Here is a 17095-nt window from a genome sequence, read left to right on the forward strand (position 1 = left end):
CAGGTCAGGCAATTCCGTTGAAATCTTCCTCAGGACAACAGCGAGGCCAGGCCGGGGTCCGGCGTGGTGGTCGAGGAGGAAGCGGGCGCGACCGCCGCGTCGGGCGCTGCAGGTGAGCCGGTCGGTGCCGTGTCCGTCTCGGCCCCAGGCGCGGAACCTGTGTGAAAGTGAGCAGGGAGGAAACAGTGCCGGTTCGGTCGGGCGGCCAGGTGCGCCAGCCGTTGCCGAGACTCTTCCCCGACCGGCGCGTAGATGAGCAATCGGGCCTCGGGCACACCCGCCACCGTGAGGTAAGTGGTGGTCAACCGTATCTCGCCGACATCCTCGTAGCGGAGGACCTTGACATGCGCGCCTGGCTCGGCGACGTCATGAGCGCTCCACATGCGCGCGAACGCGGGGCTCTGGGCCGACAATCGGCGGACGAACTCCGTCCAGGCGGGCTCGGCCAGGTGACGGCCGAAGGCGGCACGCAGCATGGCCACCATGGGCCTGACCTCGGCTATGGGATCCACGTACGGATTGCAGCATGACGGACTCGTGAAGTGCTCCCAGATGGCATTGCGCGACTCGGGGGCGGCAGCCACAAAGGCAGGGAACAGCCCGATGAACGTGCTGTTCCAGGCGAGCAGGTCGAAGCGGCTGGAGTACACCGCCGCAGCCAGCGGATTGAGCGTGTCGAGGATGAGCTGAACCTGGGGATCGAGCAAGCCGTGCTCCTCGGCGCGCGGCAGGCCCGGCACATCCGCGAGCCGGTACAGGTGCTCTCGCTCGGCGTGATCGAGGCGGAGCGTACGGGCGATGGCGTCGAGTACCTGAACGCTGGGGTTGATCGGCCGTCCTTGCTCCAGCCACGTGTACCAGGTCACTCCCACCCCGGCGAGCAGTGCGACCTCCTCGCGGCGCAGACCGGGCGTGCGCCGCCGTATCCCTGGCGGAAGACCCACGTCATCAGGGGTGATGCGCTCGCGCCGGCTGCGCAGAAACGTTGCCAGCTCGCTGCGGCGCTGCACCCCGGTGCTCATCGAAGACACATTCCCATCCTGGCCTGACGCCTCTCCCGGTACCAGGTGGTCTCGCTACCAGGATGAGCACGCCCTGCCGCGGCACTCCTGCGACGCGCACGCTCGTGCTCCATGACCACCTCCGCCCCACCGACCTCGACCGGACGAGGCAGGACAGGCCGGCTACTCGCCGTGATCCTCCTCGGACAGTTCATGGCGATCTTGGACGCCACCATCGTGACCATCGCGGCTCCGGCCATCCGCGCCGACCTGAACAGCTCGGGTGCCGCGCTGCAACTTGTCGTGGCCGGCTACACGATCGTGTACGCCGTGCTGCTCATCACCGGGGCCCGGCTGGGCCGCAGATTCGGCCATCGGCGCCTGTTCCAGGCCGGGCTCGTACTCTTCACCGTGGCGTCGCTCGCCTGCGGCCTGGCGGCCACAACCGCGCAGCTGATCACTTTTCGCCTGTTCCAGGGAGCTGGAGCGGCGCTGCTGGTGCCGCAGGTGCTCAGTCTCATTCAACTCACCCTCGACGGCACCGCCCGCGCCAAGGCATTCAGCGTCTACTCCACCGTGCTCTCCGGCGCTGCGGTCGCCGGTCAGATCCTCGGCGGGGTCCTGACCAGCGCCGACATCGCGGGCACTGGCTGGCGTCCGATCTTCTTGGTGAATGTGCCCATCGGCCTGGTGCTGCTGGCGGCGGGGACACGGCTGCTGCCTGCCGACCGGCCCGATGCGACCACCGGACTCGATCTCCCTGGCCTGCTGACGCTCTCGCCCGCCGTGTTGCTGCTGGTGACCCCGCTGGTCCTCGGGCACGAACTCGGCTGGCCCGTCTGGGGCTGGGCGATGCTCGCCGGCAGCGCCGTCCTGGCCGCCGTCTTCGTCGCCACCCAGCGCCGCGCGGCTGCCCCGCTGGTCCCCGGCCCCGTGCTTCGGGCTCCCGGTCTGGTGCTCGCCGCCGCCTCGATCTTCGCGATGATGGCGGGCTACGCCGGCTTCCTGTTCACCATGGCGCTGTACCTGCAGGACGGTCTTGGCCTGTCCACACTGCAATCGAGCCTCGCCTTCGTGCTGGCCTCGGTGGGCTTCGGCACGGCGAGCCTGAATTGGCGGCGCATCCCCGCCCGATTCCATCACCGCATGATTCCGGCAGGACTGGCGCTGTCGTCCGCGGGCTACCTCGCGGTGGCCGCCATCACCGCCCACCTGGGCTCCCCTGGCCTTCTCTATCAAGGCGCCGCCGTCGTGTCCGGCGTCGGCATGGGGCTGGCCTTCAGCCCGGCCCTCAACACGGCGCTGGCCCAGGTCTCGCCCGCGGACGCGGCGAACGCGAGTGGAATCATGTCGACGGTCACCCAACTCGGCCAGGTCGCCGGGGTGGCGGGTCTGGGCGCCGTGTTCCTGTCCCTGAGCCTTCCATCCGGATCCGTCGCGACCGCCGCGGCCTCCACCAACGTCGGCGTTGCCGCACTCGTGCTCCTGTCCGCCGTGTTCGCCGCTTTTCTGCCCCAGCCCTAGAAACTTGTTGTAGTCGCCTTGGCATGCCTCTGTAGGCTGCCCGTGCTGTGCCGCATCCAGAACCACAAGCATGCTGACCAGCGGCCTGTCATGTTGCGCCCATGATCGGCCGTTCGTGCCAGCACCTCACGACGATGCACCTCCATCGTGGACGGCGATCGCCGCGGCCAGGGATTCCCATGACCGAGTGGCGTTCCCGGCGATGGCGAACGACCGCCACGAGCCGTTGACGGCAGCCTGCACCTGGCCCTGTCACAGGAGGACCAGCAGGAGCTCATCGCCAAGGGCTGGGGCAAGCGCCATCCCCAGTACACGCCCACGATCAACGTGGCGATGCTCCACGGTCCCCGCAGCCCGCACGAACTGGCGGCGAGCCAGGCGACCGGGTGTTCTCGTGCCGCGAGAGGCGGAGCGCGGCGGACGGCTAGCGCAGCGAGATGTGCAGGGCCTCGCCCACGCGCCGGTACCCGACCCGCTGGTACACCCGGGCCGCCCCCTCGTCGGCCGGGGTGAGGAACGGCGTCGTCACCCCGGCCTCCGCCCCCGCGTGGGTCAGCAGCGCCGTGACCGCGCCCGCGATCCCGCGACGCCGGTGCGAGGCCAGGACCGCGATGCCCGCCACCTCGGCCACGCCCTCGTGCGGGCCGCCGAGCTGGCCCGCGCCCACGACGTCGCCGGTCGCGACGTCAACGGCCGCGGCCGCGGCCACGAGCCCACCCCGGTCGAGGATCCGCCGCAGACGCGCCACGTCGTGCTCGGTGGCCTCCGGCGCTTGGAACGCCTCGTTCATCACCCGCGCCACCTGACAGAGGCCGGCGTCGTCCGCCACCAGCCCGACCCGTACGGCGGCGTCCGCCGGCGCGTCGACGACCTCGTCCGGCGGGCACACCAGCAGCGGGAAGCGGTCCTCGGGGGTGAAACCGGCCGCGAGCAACGCCTCCTCGACCTTCGGCGCGGCCTGGGGCACGTACTCCAGGCGCGGCGTGCGCGAGCGCTCGCGGAACGCCGCCACGAGGGCCGCGACCTCGTCCAGCGTGGGCGCAGCGTCGTCGTCCGGGATGGCGTAGTTGAACGGGAGCGCGTCGTCGTGCTCGTCGAACCTGATCACGAACGGCCCGGCCCGGTGAGCGCGCGGCCCCGCGGCCGATCTCAGGTAGGCGTGCACAGCGGCGTCGAGCACGTAAGGTCCTTTCGTCCGTGATCGGCGTCCGAGTATAGATCGGCCGAGAGAAGAGCCGGTCACCGCGACGGCAGGACGGGCATTCTGCTCATGGAGAGTCCTCTCGAATGAGGCCTGGGCGCCGGCACGTCTGCTCGACCTAGTCCATCGCGGGTTGGCACCAGGTGCGTTCGGGCTGTCCCACGAGCATCACATCATCCGTGGAGCCGATCATGATGTGGTGCGATCGCACCGCCCGGCCGGTCAGGTCAGGTAGCGCAGCCACAGGTACGGCGTCACGAGCGCCACCGTGACGAGGGTGACGACGAGGCCGTACTTGGTGAACTGCCAGAAGCTGATCGGATGTCCGTTGCGGGCGGCGATCCCGATCACAACGACGTTGGCGGCGGCGCCGACGGCGGTGGCGTTGCCGCCCAGGTCGGCGCCGAAGGCCAGCGCCCACCACAGCACCTGCCCGGGGCCGTGCCCGCCACTGGCCTGCACCAGGTCGGCGACGATGGGGCTATCGTGGCCACATATAGGGATATTGTCCACGATCGCCGACAGCCCCGTCGAAGCCCACAGCAGCACCATCGTGGTGAACCCCAGTTGCCCCGATGTGGCCTCGACGGCCAGCCGGGAGACCTGGCCGATCACGCCGGTCTGCACCAGCGCGCCGACCATGACGAACAACCCCATGAAGAACACCAGGGTCGGCCACTCGACCTCGGCGATGGCCTGCTCGGTGGTGACCTTGGTGGCCGCCACCAGGATGCCGGCCCCGAGGACGGCCACGACCGACGGCTCGTAGTGCAGCACCGGATGCAGCACGAAGGCCGCCATCACCAGCGCCAGCACCGTCAGGCTCTGCCACGGCAACCTGCGGTCGGCCGGCGTGATCGCCATCTGGCTGTTCGGCCGCGAATTCAGCGACCACACCGCCAAAGACCTGCTCGCCCTGCCCACCTCCCGCACAGCCATCGTGGCGGCCAAATTCGTCGTCGCCGCCGGATAGGCGCTACTGCTCGCCGCCCAGGTCGCCGTGCTCGGCCTGCTGATCGGCGCGCTCCTCGGCCTGCCCGGCTGGTCGGCGGAGACCGCCACGCACGGCGTCTTGCGCATCGTGGCCGCCGCCACGCTGACCGCCCTGCTCACCACCCAGCTGTCACTGGCGGCCAGCATCGGACGCGGTTACCTGGCCGCGGTGGGCGCCATGTTCGTCATGGTGTTCAGCGCGCAGGTCATCGCCGCCCTCGGCTTCGGCGCCTACTTCCCGTACTCGGTGCCCGGTCTGTACGCCGGCATCGCCGGACCGGACCAGGACCCACCCGGCCCTCTCGGCTTCCTGCTCGTACTGGCCACCGCGACCGTCGGCGTCTGGGCGACGGTCACCTGGTGGCAGCAGGCCGATCACCCACACTGACGCGGGCCATGTCGAAAAACGTGCCTCGGTCGACTCGCGCAACCGTCCCTCGTGGACGGCCCAGCCCCAGGAGATCCAGCACCACGGCGAGACCGAATCAAGGGCGCCTCGCTGACCGTGACAACAGGTGTTCTGGATGAGGGGGCGGCAAATGGGGCTTCCGTGAGCGATCAGGCAACTGATGCGGGTTTTACGGTTAGCATGACGTGTCATAGCGGTCCAGTTACTCAGCGCAGTAATTGCAGTACAAAGAGGGTGTGATCCCCCGAGAGGGGCGCATCTCCGCGACACCCGCCCCGTCGCACCGCCCTCAAGGGCCGACCGGCTCGTCATGTCTGACGCCGCTCGCCCGTCTTCGCTCCCGCCGTGTGCTTTCCGCGCGCCGGCGGGGCGCCCGCCGTACCGCGCTGGTGACGATCCTCACGACCATCCTCGCGACAGCTGTCTTCGTGGTGATGCCTGACAGGGCCGTCGCGGCGCCGCTGATCCCCCTCGGGAACGCGGCGGGCTTCGCGGTCCTGGCGGGCGGCGCGGTCGTCAACACCGACAACACCACTGTCGCCGGCGATCTCGGCACCAGCTCCGGCACCGTGGTGTCCGGATTCCCGCCCGGCCAGGTGATCGGCACGATCCACGCCGGCGACGCCACCGCGGCGGCGGCCAAGACCGACGCGGTCGCCGCCTACAACAACGCCGCCGGACGCGGAGCGACCGCGAGCGTGGCAGCACAGCTCGGCGGAACGACCAAGGGGCCCGGTGTCTACACCCCGTCCTCCGGCACCACCTTCCAGGTCACCGGCACGCTCACCCTCGACGCGCAGACGGACCCGAACGCGATCTTCATCTTCCGGGCAGCCACGCTGACCACCGCCACGGTGAGCAACATCAGCCTCGTCAACGGCGCCCAGACCGACAACGTGTTCTTCCAGATCACCGGCACGGCGACCCTCGGCACGAACTCGACCTTCCTCGGCAACGTCCTGGCCTCGAACGCCGCCTCCATCAACTCCGGCGCCGCGGTCACCGGCCGCATCTTCGCCCTGACCAACAACGTCACGATCCAGGGCACCACATCCGGTCCCAACACCCGCATCTCCCTGCCGGAGGACCTGCCGTCGCAGACGACGCTGACCGTCTCACCCTCCGGCTCCTCGATCGAAGGGCAGCAGGTCACGCTCTCCGCCACGGTGACCCTGGAGTCCGAAACGGTGACCCCGCAGGGACAGGTGGCCTTCAAAGACGGCACCACACTGCTCGGCACCGGCTCCATCGACCAGAACGCCCACGCCCAGCTCCAGACCACGGCGCTGACCGGCGGCACCCACCTGCTCACGGCCGTCTTCCTCGGCGGCCAGGCTTTCGACAGCGAAGCCCTCGTGACCCTCGCCCCGAGCACCTCGCCCGGGGTGAACCACGAGGTCACCAACACCCTGTGGCCCAGCTCCGTAACCCCGGCAGTCGAGAACCACCCCAGTGGCGCCCCCGTCACGCTCGGGGTCAGGTTCCGGGCCTCCACGTCCGGAGTCGTTCAGGGCATCCGCTTCTACAAGGGCTCGCAGAACACCGGCACCCACGTCGGCGCCCTGTGGACCACCGGCGGGACGCAACTCGCCACCGTCACCTTCACCGGCGAGACCGCCTCCGGCTGGCAGCAGGCGACCTTCTCATCGCCAGTGCCGATCGACGCCGACACCGCCTACATCGCCTCGTACTTCGCGCCCACCGGGCACTTCTCCTACACGGCCAACTCCTTCGCCACCGACCGCAACAGCCCGCCCCTGACCGCCCCGGCCAGCACCGCAGGGGCCGGCAACGGCGTCTACACCTACGGCGCGACCAACACGTTCCCGTCAGCCACCTTCCAGGCCACCAACTACTGGGTCGAACCGGTGTTCCTGCGGTCCGACACCGTATGGACCGACTCGGCGACCCCCGCGGTCGAGAACCACATGAGTGCCGACCCGGTCACACTGGGGGTCAAGTTCCGGTCCTCCACGGGCGGCAGCGTCCGGGGTATCCGCTTCCACAAGGGCTCGCAGAACACCGGCACCCACATCGGCGCCCTGTGGACGACGAGCGGGACACAGCTCGCCACCGTCACCTTCACCGGCGAGAGCGCCTCCGGCTGGCAGCAGGCGTACTTCTCCTCACCGATCACCATCAGCGCCGACACCACCTACATCGCCTCGTACTTCGCGCCCTCGGGGCACTTCTCCTACACACCGCAGGGATTCTTCAACGCGCACAACCGTCACCCGCTGACCGCGCTGGAGAACGGTGGCGTCTCCGGCGGCAACGGCGTGTACGCGTACGGGGCGACGAACACCTTCCCCAGCAACACCTACCAGGGCACCAACTACTGGGTTGACGTCCTGCTCTGACACCGGCGGCGGAAAGCATCCAGGCCACCTGTGGCGACCAGAATCTGCCGGCCCTTGCACCAAAAGATTCTGGTCGCCCCGTCGGCTTCGCTGCGAGACCGTCGAGGCCGACTGGTGGCACGACGACTCAACCCGCGACCTCGGCAACCAGTGACACCACATCGTCGAGGTGACCAGGGGTGGTCAGGTGGCCCATGCCGGGCAGGATCCGCAGGTCGAGGTCCATGGTCCGACGCAGTGCCAGTGCCAGTCGTCGAGGCGGGAGGAACCGGTCGTGCTCCCCCACCCCGACGACGCAGATTGCCGCGGCGGGAGCGGCCCTGAGCAGCCACCTCTCCAGCGGCTGGTCTCCAAGTGGTCCCCAGCTCAAGATCGTGAGAGAGCCCGAGATCAGGACGGCCGCAACGAAAAGGCCGGTCCAGCTGGGCTTTAACCCAGGCCGACCGGCCTTGTATCACCGTCGGGACGACAGGATTTGAACCTGCGACCCCTTGACCCCCAGGACGTGGGAGTAGGCGTTTCAGCAGGTCAGAGCCACTCCCCCGAGATCACACCACGTTCTGCCACATGCGGTTCGTTCGCCAACGCGCACTGCGTGTGGTCCCCAAATGGTCCCCAGGCGTGCCCCACGCCAGATGCTCCAGGATGCGTCTTCATCGACTCTCGTGACCATGCCCAGCCGCATGGACAGCAGCGATGAATGCCGAATCTGAGACCACTCCCTTCTCCGGCCAAGCTCCCGGGCAGTCGGAGACGGGTTCGCCCGCCGTCGAGGTGTTCATCGCTCGCACCGTGACCGTCGTCATGGTGCTCATCGCCTTATTGACCTTCACGTTCAGCTTCGGCAACGTCTGGCATCTGGCCACCCTTCTCGGAGTCCCTGCCTGGATAGCACCGCTGGTCGGACCTGCAGTCGATCTGTCAGTCATCGGATTGCTCCTGGGCATCCACTACGTCCGTCTTCACAGCTCCAGCCCCACAGGGCTGGGGCCCGCCCGCACGCTGCTGACGTTCTCCGGACTCGCCACACTGGGGCTGAATGTCGCCGCTCCACTGGCCCAAGGAGAATACGGCCGAGCCGCGATCGACGCCGTGGCACCACTCCTGCTCATCGGCTGGTCAGAGGTGGGGCCTGGCCTGCTGCGGCAGATCTCGACCACCAGAAATCATTATCTTGATGCTCAAGGACTGCCAACTGGACTACACCTGGCGGTTGCGCGAAATCATGGCCGAGCAGGGCATGTTCACCACCGCGGCCCTGCAGCCGCTGCTGGCCGAGCGTGGAGTGAAGTTGTCCACCAGCCAGGTCTATCGGCTGGTAACGGAGAAGCCGGAAAGACTCAGCCTCAAGGTATTGATGGCCCTGATCGACATCTTCGGCTGTCCCATGGAGGACCTCATCAGGCCGACCGTCGTCAGAGCCACTCGCCGCAATCGCACTTCCGACGGCACTGAAACGGGCATCGGCGACTTCCGCCCACCGCGGGCGCGCATCACCGGGCCGGAGAAATGATCGCCGCTGTTGCGCTGCCGGAGCTGGACGCCGCCATCATCACCGCCATGGCCGTCATCGAGCCGGACCTGAGCGAGGAAGCCGTACGCCGGGCGATCGCGGATGCCGCCGCTTCCTGGGCCAAGCGCCGCCGGCTGGCCCACGCTCTCGCCGACGATCCGGACCTGCTGACCTCCGGCCGCCCCGGAGGACCGTCGGTGATCGGCGACTTCGCCCGAGCCCTTCTCACGCGCGGCTCCCGCCGGGCCGTGCTGCCCAAATGCGCCGATTGCGCCAGCACGAAGAAGCTGACCGGTGTGCGGGCCGATGGCGAGCGCATCTGCCCGTCCTGCAGTCATAAATCCCGTGCGGTGTCGCTCAGATGCTGCAAGTGCTCCGGGCCGGCTCGCGTCTATCGGCGCACCCGCACCGGCGAGGCGATCTGCCGCGACTGCTGGCAGCCACCCCAGGGTGACCCGGTCGACCTGATCTGCCAGGCCATCGCGGCCGCCGTCCCGGACGCCGATCCTGCGGTTGTCCGCCAGGCCGTCGAGTCAGTCACTCCCATCAGCAACGCCTACCTGATGTTCCGGTTGCTCTGGGAGATCGAGGACACCCCGGGCCTACTGACCGGCGAGGGCGCGCAGGCATCCGCGCGGGCCGCCCGGCTGATCACCGCACTCACCGCCGCCGACGTCTCTATCACCGCGCCGGCCTGCCCCGGCTGCGGCCAGGTCCGGCCGCTCACCCAAGTACTAGGCGACCGTCGTTGCTGCCTGGACTGTTACCGCAGGGCCAACTCCACCCCCTGCGGACGCTGCGGCAGGAACAGAGTGGTCGCGACGCGCCGCTCAGACGGGGCCCCGTTGTGTCCGGTCTGTATGCGCCACGAAGCCGACCGGCTGATCACCTGCGTCCTCTGCGATCGCGTCCGCCCCCTCGCGCGATCCACCGAAGACGGGCCGCTCTGCTACGCCTGCTCCCGACCGGCCATGCAGACCTGCTCGTTGTGCGGCAAAGGGCCTCGACACTGCTATCGGGCAGCGACCGGGATGCCCCGCTGCGACACGTGTTCTCGCGCCCGCCGGCGCTGCGATGGCTGCGGCAAGGATAGATACGCCGCGGTCCGTACCGAGGACGGCCGTCTCTGCGGGACCTGCTGGCAGAAGAACCCGATCTCGTTCACTCCTTGCCGGCTCTGCGGGACGGTCGAGTACTTGCACAGCTACGGCCGCTGCCACGCTTGCGTACACGACCAGAAGATCCGTGAAGCGCTCTCCCGCGACGGCGTCCTGCGGCCCGAACTCGAACCCGTCCACGATGTCCTGCTCGCCCACGGCCCGAAGGCGGGCCTGCGCCTGATGAAGCAGGCCAGCGCCCGCACAGTGCTGGCCGCGCTCGCCGATGGCACCTGCCCACTCACCCATGAGGGCATGGACGCTCTGCTGCCGAACAGGTCCGTGGCCTTCCTGCGGGCCGCCCTGGTCACCGCCGGGGTTCTGCCCGAGCGAGACGAACGGTTCACCGCCTTGGAATTGTGGATCACCTCGACGACCCAAGACGTCTCCGACGACGGTGAACGCAAGCTCCCCCAGCGCTTCGCGACCTGGCACCATCTGCGGCGCGTTCGCCGCGAGGCCCCAGGCCACCCGATCACCTCGACCCAGGCGACCTCGGTCCGGGCCAGCATCCGCGCCGCTGTCGCCCTGCTGGCCTGGTTACGGGAGCAGGGCACCGAACTGCGACTCTGCACCCAGAGCCACCTGGACGAATGGATAGCCACCGGGACCACGACCCGCTACGACGCCCACGGCTTCATAGAGTGGTGCCGCCGCAACCGGCACATCGGCAAGGGACTGCAGATCCCGTCCCGGCAGAAGCTGAGCCTTGCCCAGCCGACCGACGAGGACGACCGCTGGACACTCAGCCGCCACCTCATACACGACGACGCCATCGCCATCGAAGACCGGTTCGCCGGGCTCCTCGTCCTGCTCTACGCCCAGCCCCTCACCGTGATCTGCCGACTGCCAGTCACCAGCGTGGTGATCGAGGAGGCGAAGACCTCGCTGATGCTGGGCGAGAGGCCCCTGCTGCTGCCCGACCCTCTGGACGAGATCGCGCGGCGGCTTCTCGCGCGGCGTCGCGGGCACGTCACGCTCGGCGTCACCGAGGACTCACCCTGGCTCTTCCCTGGCGCCCTCGCCGGACAGCACCTCAGCGACTTCCACCTGGGAACCCGGTTAAAGCGCCTGGGCATCTACTCCCGCCCCGGCCGGACCTCCGCCCTCATGAACCTCTCCACCCAACTGCCGGCCGTAATCCTCACCGAACTGCTGGCAATCAGTCCCGAGACCGCCACCGCCTGGACCCAGGCCGGCGGCAACTGGGCCCGCTACGCGGCTCAACTCCCCGATCGACCCAATCGCAGAACCTAAGCACTGTCCGAAACTCGATTGGGCGGATTTGGCGGTCTTGTTAGGGTGTCCGGATGCCTTCTCAGCGCACCCTACTGCCGCGTTCGACACCGGCCGCGTCAGGGATGTCGTCCCGTTCGATCGCCGCGCTGCTGGACCGGCTCGAAGCGCAATCCGTCGAGTGTCATTCCATCATGGTCGTACGCCACGGTCACGTCGTCGCTGAAGGCTGGTGGGCGCCGTACTCGGCCGAGCGCCCGCATCTGCTTTACTCGCTGACCAAGTCGTTCACCTCGGTCGCCGTGGGGCTCGCGATCGCCGACGGGCTGCTCTCGCTGGACGATCGGGTGGTGGACGTGTTGCCCGACCACGTTCCGGCCGACATCTCGGAGCAGGGACGCCGTCTCACCGTTCACCACCTGCTGTCCATGACGAGCGGGCACCGTACGGACAGCCTCGCCGAGGCCTGGCAACTGGAACCGGGCGACCTGGTGAAGGGCTTCCTGCGCGTACCGTTTCCCGAGGCCGAGGGAACACGGCACGCCTACGACAATCCGACCACCTTCATCCTGGCCCGGATGGTGGAACGGGTCACGGGCCGCGGCCTCCCGGAGCTCCTCGACGAGCGCCTCTTCAAGCCGATGGGCGTCGACCACGCCGAATGGGACCGGGTGGCGAGCGGTGCCGCCTTCGGATTCCACGGACTGCACCTCACGACCGAGGCCGTCGCCGCCTTCGGTGAACTGCTGCTGCGCGGAGGCCTTTGGGGCGACCGGCGGCTCGTCCCGCGCGAATGGGTGGAGCTCGCGACCAGACGGCACATCGACAGCCTGCCGTTCGAGGACGGGTCGGACGACGTCGACTTCAGCTGCGGTTACGGTTACCAGTTCTGGATGTCGCGTCACGGTTACCACGGTCACGGTGCCTTCGGCCAGCAATGCGTGGTCGTCCCGTCGCACGATCTCGTGGTCGCCGTGACCGCCCAAGGGCAGGCCCAGGACGTGCTCGACGCCATTTGGGAGTGCCTGCTGCCCAGCGTGGACCACGCGGGAAACACCCGGGACGACGAGATCCTCGCCGATCGGCTGCGGCGGCTGTCACTCGCGCCGGTGCCAGGTTCGGCCGCCCCGGAGCGTTCCGCCAAGGCGAGACTCGACGCCTCCGCCGAGGATTCGGCTCTGCCCGACGGAACCACGGTGATCGTCGATCCCGTGGACGGTGGATGGCTCCTGCGACTCGGGTCGTTCCTCAACGTCGAGGTCGGCCACGGCGACTGGCGGGAAAGTTCGCCGCTCGGCCGCCCTGTCGTCGCGGCCGGCGCATGGCAGGGCAACACGTTCGTCGCCGAGCTTTACGTCATCACCACCCCGCACCGGGTTCGGCTGGTGGTCGACGCCGACGCGGGGACAGCGGTGGCGACGTGGAGCACCGTGCCCCTGACCGGCCCCAGTCTGGCGTTGCATGTGCGGTCGCCGCTGATGACACGGCCCGACGTCGCGTAGGTGATGTTGGCCAGGCTCCAGGTGTCGGCTACGAGATGTCTCGTCACCCGGCGTTGGCCTGGTTCGGACCGTGGTCGATCATCGATGGATGCCGGTGTTCTCGGCCTAACTGGGCATTGCGCAGGTTCTGTTAGCCGAAGTTACCGATATTGGCCCGGCTGCGCGGCAGCGCCCGGTCGTCGTGCAGCACGGTGTAGCCGGCCAGCTCCAGTGACCGAAGGCGTCGAGCGGTTGCCCGCTCCCCCGCAGCTCCTTTGCGCCAGGCCACCGTGGAGGAATGCTGCTGGTAGCGATAGATCCAGTCGGCCCCCGCAGCCAGAACGACCGCGATCAGGCCCGCCCGCCAGCCGAGCAGCCACCCCATCACGAGGCCGGTGAGCAAGGCCAGGGCGGTGCGCATCGTCCACCGCTGGGTGCGGGTAGCCAACAAACGAGCGCGGTAGGCAGCTCTGGCTGATGCTCCTGCTGATGTCGCGCTTGCTGAGGGTCGGAGAATGGTCACCAGGCGCCTCTCCATCGGCTTCGAGGCCATGCTGATCAGCACGGTACGCGCCGGCACCGACACCAGTATCCGAGATTCGCGTCGATGAAGGAGCGTGGGCCTTCTGGCAGTTCGGCTACCGTCCGGCCCTACTGCTCCCGGTATCGCTGGATCCGCTGCAGGTAGTCATCATCGACGTCCTTGATCATCCACCAGCCCACGGGCGGCACTTGGTGCAAGAGCACCCGATCGGAGTCGGGCAGTCCCATGGAGTCGCCGCTCAGGTCGACCAGGTGGGGGTGCCGTTAACCAACGCGCCATCAGCCGCCAAGTAGGCGCTGACCTGGGATCTAGTGCTGTGACTGGAAACGATCACCGGGTTGGCAGCAGGTTTCAGGCTGCAGTAGCCACGGGCCGGCCGCCCCAGCGGATGCCCTTCTCGCTTCGGACGCGGGCGCGTTCCCGGCGTTGGGCGGCCAGCACGTCGGGATGGCGGGCGTGAGCGTTGCGCCAGCGCAGGTAGGCGTGCAGGCCGCGGGTCTGGACGGTGTGGTTGGGATGGTTGGAGTTGGCCAGGGTGAACTGGCGTAACGGCCCGAAGTGGGCCTCGATCGGGTTGGCCCAGGAGACGTAGGTCGGCGTGAACAGCAGCCTGACCTTGTGTTTCTTGGCCCAGGCGCGGATGCGCCAGTTCTTGTGCGCCGACAGGTTGTCCAGGATCACGTAGATCGGCGCGCCGTCCGGCCGGGCGGCGCGGATCGACTTCAGGGTGGCCCAGGTGTGGTCGCTGCCCTTGCGCCGGTGGTTGACGCCCCACAGCAGGTCGTCGCCGACGGAGTAGCAGCCGTGGAAGTAGGTGACGCCGTGGGTGCGATGGTAGGTGGCTGGTAGCCGGTCCGGCTCGCCTTGGGGCGCCCAGCCCGTCCCGGCGGTGGGTCGGATGCCGAGCGGGCCGAACTCGTCGAAGGCGAAGGTGCGTTCGGGCCGCTGGGTCAGGGCGTACTCGATCTGGTCGAGTTTGGTCTCGAAGTCCGGGTCCGGGGACTCTTTCCAGGTCTTGGTGCGCTGGAAGGTGATGTCGTGCCGGTGCAGCAGGGTGCGTAAGGCTTCCCGACCGATGGCGATGACGCGGCCGGGCAGGCGGTGCAGGTAGTCGAGCAGTTTGCGGATGGACCAGCGGGTGAAGGGCTGGCCGAGCTTGGTGGGTCGGGTGGTGGCCGTCTGCGCGACGAAGGTTTCGTCGTCAGGACTCAGCAGGCGGGGACGGCCTCCCGCCCACTGAGGGTCCAGGCAGGCCAGCCCGATCTCGTTGAAGCGGTGATCACATCGCGCACGGTGTCCTCATCGGCTTGGACCAGGCGGGCGATGACGGGGACGGAGTTGCCGCCGGCCGAGGCCAGCAGGATCATCGCCCGCCGATAACGCACCGTACTCATCGTGCCGCGACGCACGATCCGCTGCAGCTTCTGCCCCTCTTGATCCGTGAGCCTGCGGACCTTGACCGGTTGCGTCACCGGGCCTCCAGAGTGCCGATCGAACGTGATCAGCACCATCCAACTGGCAGGAGCGTCCTACGCGCCAACCCGGTGATCGTTTCCGGTCACAGCACTAGACGTCGGAATCCGTGTGGGACCGTCCGATCAACGGCGTATATCGATCTTGGTAGGGCGCGGGGATGACCTCAACGTTAATGCCGAGGACTGCGTCGCTTCCGATAACCGTGGTGCGATAGGGGCTATCAGCGCAGGTCTTATGATGGTTTGGTAGGCCGCCCCGACCTGAGTGAGCAGCGGGTAGGCCCGCGGCGCTGTCGGAGACCCCGACTGCATTCCGCGGCGAGTGCGGCATCCCCAGACGCGGCGTGACCACCACATTTCCCGGGCCACCGCCTACTGCTACACGCACGAGGCAATCGAAATTCTCGCAGCTCAAGCGCCTAACTGCACGATGTCCTCGACCGTGCCCACGCCGAGGGGCTGGCATGCGCGATCTTCAACGGCACCCTGAGCCCCACCAACCGCTGCGCCGAGCAGACCATCAGCGTCAAGAGCCAACCCATCGACGCCTGATAGTCCGGCAAGGCCAGGCCGGCAACCTCCAGGCACTCCCGGCATCCAGCGGGCTGCCGCTGTGTCGCCAGCCGCGTTGCCGGCCTGGCGATGGCCTTCAAGCTCATCGAATCGGCCCAGGCACGCTGGCGGGCGGCGAATGCCCCTCACCTGGTCGCCCTCGTCCGTGCGGGCGCCCGCTTCGGGCGCGGTGTGCTGCTGGAACGTCACGACACGAGGGGAAAGACGCCGCATGACCGACCCCGGCCGCTACGACTACTGCGGACTCTTCCTACGCGGCGCCAGCCAAGAGGCCGCGATCGAGCTGACCGCCGGCGCCACCGGCGCGACAAGCGATGGCTGCCTGCTGCGCGTCGCCACCATAGAGATCGAGATCCGGCGCAATGACAACTGCACTCACGATGGAGCCGACTTCACCACCTGGCCGATCAAGATGGACATCGAAAGAGGGAACGAACCCAGCCACCAGGTCATCGAGACGGTATCCAAGATCCTCACCCACGCCTGGCAGGCAGGCCATGACGCAGTCGCTGCCTGCGACTACGAAGACGAACTACCCGACCACGGCGGATACCCCCGCTACCGAGACTGACCACCCATCCGATCCACAGGTATTGACAATTGCTCCCGCCCTCATGCCAGTGGGGCGGCTTTCATTTTCAGGCCCTGTAAGCGTCAACCAGCAGACCTACGTGTTGAAAACCAGGTAAGCCTGCCGTGCGATCATCCGTAATTTCTGCCAGACAGGAGCCGTTGCGACAGCCTTTTCGCCCCGGAGTTCGGCACCAGGATCGGTCATATGACTGAGCCTGGTGCCGCCCGAGAGAAACGCCTAGAATACTGCTCGACCCAGCAGGCCCTGGCGCATTGTATTGTTGGTCGATATCTCAGTTCAATGGGTTGGAACGCGTTTTACTTCGCCAGGAACTCTACTCGACACGTCCACCATTTGTCTCGCCTCGCACCCAATTAATACACTTGGGACGATCACCCGTTCCCGTTCGACAGAATTCCTCGAGCGCTGCACGTACCAGAGAAACCGGGAGAGTACTTCGAATGTCGTGAAACATCGGAATGCCTGGATCTGAGACGACACGAAGGTCGAAGTCTGGCGGACAGGGATTGTCGGACACCCAGACGTACTCAGAAATCCCATCGCCTGCCTTCTCGGCACGTTCTGCGCTGACGAACCAGATGAGACCGCCGTAACCCGTTGTCGCATTAACCGCGATCTGCAGAAAATTATCGGGCCACCAGGTGGAAGTACCTGGAGCGTGGCGCCCATCAGCAAACATGAAACAGGCGTGCTCACCGGCACTCACCCCTGGGGCATCGACCCTTTCCGTCTGGAGGTTCTCCATTACCTCTGCGATGAGCTCTGACATGCCATGCCACGTCTCGGCATAGTGACATGTGCCGTGGATAACAGCGTTAAGAATCAAGTTTCATCCCTTTCCCCGGAGGAGAAAGAGACTTTCCGCATCCTTGATGCCATACCGTCATGGTCGAGCCGTGAGAAAGGATGGCTTCTACCTCTGCTTGGCATCCCAGAAGAGCTCCACGCACATAGTTATTGTTGATGACGACGTTCGCATGGATGACTCCATTCTCTCGCATCTACATCGCATCAGCGCCTAGCCCAAGACCCT

The 17095-nt window shown here is 67.5% G+C and carries 15 protein-coding genes and 3 pseudogenes; 10 read left to right on the plus strand and 8 right to left on the minus strand.

Annotation, left to right across the window (positions count from 1 at the left end):
• Window positions 1-29: 29 nt before the first annotated feature.
• On the minus strand, window positions 30-1022 hold the full coding sequence (locus tag AB0H64_RS02950) for a helix-turn-helix transcriptional regulator (protein WP_357619418.1): 993 nt from the start codon (window positions 1020-1022) through the stop codon (window positions 30-32).
• Window positions 1023-1133: 111 nt separating this feature from the next.
• Here AB0H64_RS02950 and AB0H64_RS02955 point away from each other — a divergent pair, with 111 nt between their 5' ends.
• Complete coding sequence (locus AB0H64_RS02955) at window positions 1134-2525, plus strand: MFS transporter (protein WP_357619420.1); 1392 nt, start codon at window positions 1134-1136, stop codon at window positions 2523-2525.
• Window positions 2526-2949: 424 nt separating this feature from the next.
• Here AB0H64_RS02955 and AB0H64_RS02960 read toward each other — a convergent pair whose 3' ends face one another.
• Window positions 2950-3705 (minus strand): GNAT family N-acetyltransferase, encoded by a 756-nt coding sequence (locus AB0H64_RS02960; protein WP_357619422.1) that lies wholly within the window; start codon window positions 3703-3705, stop codon window positions 2950-2952.
• 243 nt (window positions 3706-3948) lie between these two features.
• Complete coding sequence (locus AB0H64_RS02965) at window positions 3949-4590, minus strand: SLC13 family permease (protein ID WP_357619424.1); 642 nt, start codon at window positions 4588-4590, stop codon at window positions 3949-3951.
• Between AB0H64_RS02965 and AB0H64_RS02970 the strand changes: the two genes are divergently transcribed.
• The 3 genes from AB0H64_RS02970 to AB0H64_RS02980 all read left to right on the plus strand — a co-directional run bounded on the left by AB0H64_RS02970 (window position 4580) and on the right by AB0H64_RS02980 (window position 7488).
• Window positions 4580-4699 (plus strand): ABC transporter permease, encoded by a 120-nt coding sequence (locus AB0H64_RS02970; RefSeq protein ID WP_357619426.1) that lies wholly within the window; start codon window positions 4580-4582, stop codon window positions 4697-4699. The genes AB0H64_RS02965 and AB0H64_RS02970 overlap by 11 nt on opposite strands.
• Before the next feature lie 27 nt (window positions 4700-4726).
• Window positions 4727-5107 (plus strand): hypothetical protein, encoded by a 381-nt coding sequence (locus AB0H64_RS02975; RefSeq protein WP_357619428.1) that lies wholly within the window; start codon window positions 4727-4729, stop codon window positions 5105-5107.
• 368 nt (window positions 5108-5475) lie between these two features.
• On the plus strand, window positions 5476-7488 hold the full coding sequence (locus AB0H64_RS02980; RefSeq protein WP_357619430.1) for a DUF4082 domain-containing protein: 2013 nt from the start codon (window positions 5476-5478) through the stop codon (window positions 7486-7488).
• Window positions 7489-7615: 127 nt separating this feature from the next.
• On the opposite strand, the gene AB0H64_RS02985 is transcribed toward AB0H64_RS02980, so the two are convergent.
• Window positions 7616-7858 (minus strand): hypothetical protein, encoded by a 243-nt coding sequence (locus AB0H64_RS02985; protein ID WP_357619432.1) that lies wholly within the window; start codon window positions 7856-7858, stop codon window positions 7616-7618.
• Between the two features lie 434 nt (window positions 7859-8292).
• Between AB0H64_RS02985 and AB0H64_RS02990 the strand changes: the two are divergent.
• The 4 genes and pseudogenes from AB0H64_RS02990 to AB0H64_RS03005 all read left to right on the plus strand — a co-directional run.
• Window positions 8293-8583 (plus strand): annotated as a pseudogene (locus AB0H64_RS02990) (DUF2637 domain-containing protein); the annotation flags it as partial.
• Window positions 8584-8665: 82 nt separating this feature from the next.
• Window positions 8666-9001: a helix-turn-helix transcriptional regulator gene (locus AB0H64_RS02995; RefSeq protein ID WP_357619434.1), complete on the plus strand. Its 336-nt coding sequence runs from the start codon at window positions 8666-8668 to the stop codon at window positions 8999-9001.
• Window positions 8998-11415, plus strand: coding sequence for a hypothetical protein (locus AB0H64_RS03000; RefSeq protein WP_357619436.1), 2418 nt, complete (start codon window positions 8998-9000; stop codon window positions 11413-11415). The genes AB0H64_RS02995 and AB0H64_RS03000 overlap by 4 nt, the downstream gene beginning before the upstream one ends.
• 53 nt (window positions 11416-11468) lie before the next feature.
• Window positions 11469-12896 (plus strand): serine hydrolase domain-containing protein, encoded by a 1428-nt coding sequence (locus tag AB0H64_RS03005; RefSeq protein WP_357619438.1) that lies wholly within the window; start codon window positions 11469-11471, stop codon window positions 12894-12896.
• 130 nt (window positions 12897-13026) lie between these two features.
• Here the strand turns inward: AB0H64_RS03005 and AB0H64_RS03010 are convergent, their stop codons facing one another.
• Both AB0H64_RS03010 and AB0H64_RS03015 read right to left on the minus strand, forming a co-directional pair.
• Complete coding sequence (locus AB0H64_RS03010) at window positions 13027-13296, minus strand: hypothetical protein (protein WP_357619440.1); 270 nt, start codon at window positions 13294-13296, stop codon at window positions 13027-13029.
• A gap of 474 nt (window positions 13297-13770) precedes the next feature.
• Window positions 13771-14891: pseudogene (locus tag AB0H64_RS03015) on the minus strand (IS630 family transposase).
• A 624-nt stretch (window positions 14892-15515) separates the two neighbouring features.
• On the opposite strand from AB0H64_RS03015, the pseudogene AB0H64_RS03020 reads away from it, so the two are divergent.
• Together AB0H64_RS03020 and AB0H64_RS03025 are read left to right on the plus strand one after the other, a co-directional pair.
• Window positions 15516-15653 (plus strand): annotated as a pseudogene (locus AB0H64_RS03020) (IS256 family transposase); the annotation flags it as partial.
• 25 nt (window positions 15654-15678) lie between these two features.
• Window positions 15679-16038: a hypothetical protein gene (locus tag AB0H64_RS03025; RefSeq protein ID WP_357619442.1), complete on the plus strand. Its 360-nt coding sequence runs from the start codon at window positions 15679-15681 to the stop codon at window positions 16036-16038.
• 337 nt (window positions 16039-16375) lie between these two features.
• Here the strand turns inward: AB0H64_RS03025 and AB0H64_RS03030 are convergent, their stop codons facing one another.
• Both AB0H64_RS03030 and AB0H64_RS03035 read right to left on the minus strand, forming a co-directional pair.
• A complete protein-coding gene (locus AB0H64_RS03030) occupies window positions 16376-16831 on the minus strand; it encodes an Imm1 family immunity protein (RefSeq protein ID WP_357619444.1) in 456 nt (151 codons plus the stop codon).
• A 46-nt stretch (window positions 16832-16877) separates the two neighbouring features.
• Window positions 16878-17063: a DddA-like double-stranded DNA deaminase toxin gene (locus AB0H64_RS03035; RefSeq protein WP_357619446.1), complete on the minus strand. Its 186-nt coding sequence runs from the start codon at window positions 17061-17063 to the stop codon at window positions 16878-16880.
• Between the last annotated feature and the right edge of the window lie 32 nt (window positions 17064-17095).

Source organism: Nonomuraea sp. NPDC050733, from assembly GCF_040654215.1.
GTDB lineage: Bacteria > Actinomycetota > Actinomycetes > Streptosporangiales > Streptosporangiaceae > Nonomuraea.

Bases quoted from the DNA above. Each gene is read 5' to 3' on its own strand.
- AB0H64_RS03025 (WP_357619442.1), top strand. From the start codon at position 15,679: ATGACCGACCCCGGCCGCTACGACTACTGCGGACTCTTCCTACGCGGC.
- AB0H64_RS03010 (WP_357619440.1), bottom strand. From the start codon at position 13,296: ATGCGCACCGCCCTGGCCTTGCTCACCGGCCTCGTGATGGGGTGGCTG.
- AB0H64_RS02965 (WP_357619424.1), bottom strand. From the start codon at position 4,590: ATGGCGATCACGCCGGCCGACCGCAGGTTGCCGTGGCAGAGCCTGACG.
- AB0H64_RS03005 (WP_357619438.1), top strand. From the start codon at position 11,469: ATGCCTTCTCAGCGCACCCTACTGCCGCGTTCGACACCGGCCGCGTCA.
- AB0H64_RS02995 (WP_357619434.1), top strand. From the start codon at position 8,666: ATGCTCAAGGACTGCCAACTGGACTACACCTGGCGGTTGCGCGAAATC.
- AB0H64_RS03035 (WP_357619446.1), bottom strand. From the start codon at position 17,063: ATGCGAGAGAATGGAGTCATCCATGCGAACGTCGTCATCAACAATAAC.
- AB0H64_RS03030 (WP_357619444.1), bottom strand. From the start codon at position 16,831: ATGTCAGAGCTCATCGCAGAGGTAATGGAGAACCTCCAGACGGAAAGG.
- AB0H64_RS02955 (WP_357619420.1), top strand. From the start codon at position 1,134: ATGACCACCTCCGCCCCACCGACCTCGACCGGACGAGGCAGGACAGGC.
- AB0H64_RS02950 (WP_357619418.1), bottom strand. From the start codon at position 1,022: ATGAGCACCGGGGTGCAGCGCCGCAGCGAGCTGGCAACGTTTCTGCGC.
- AB0H64_RS03000 (WP_357619436.1), top strand. From the start codon at position 8,998: ATGATCGCCGCTGTTGCGCTGCCGGAGCTGGACGCCGCCATCATCACC.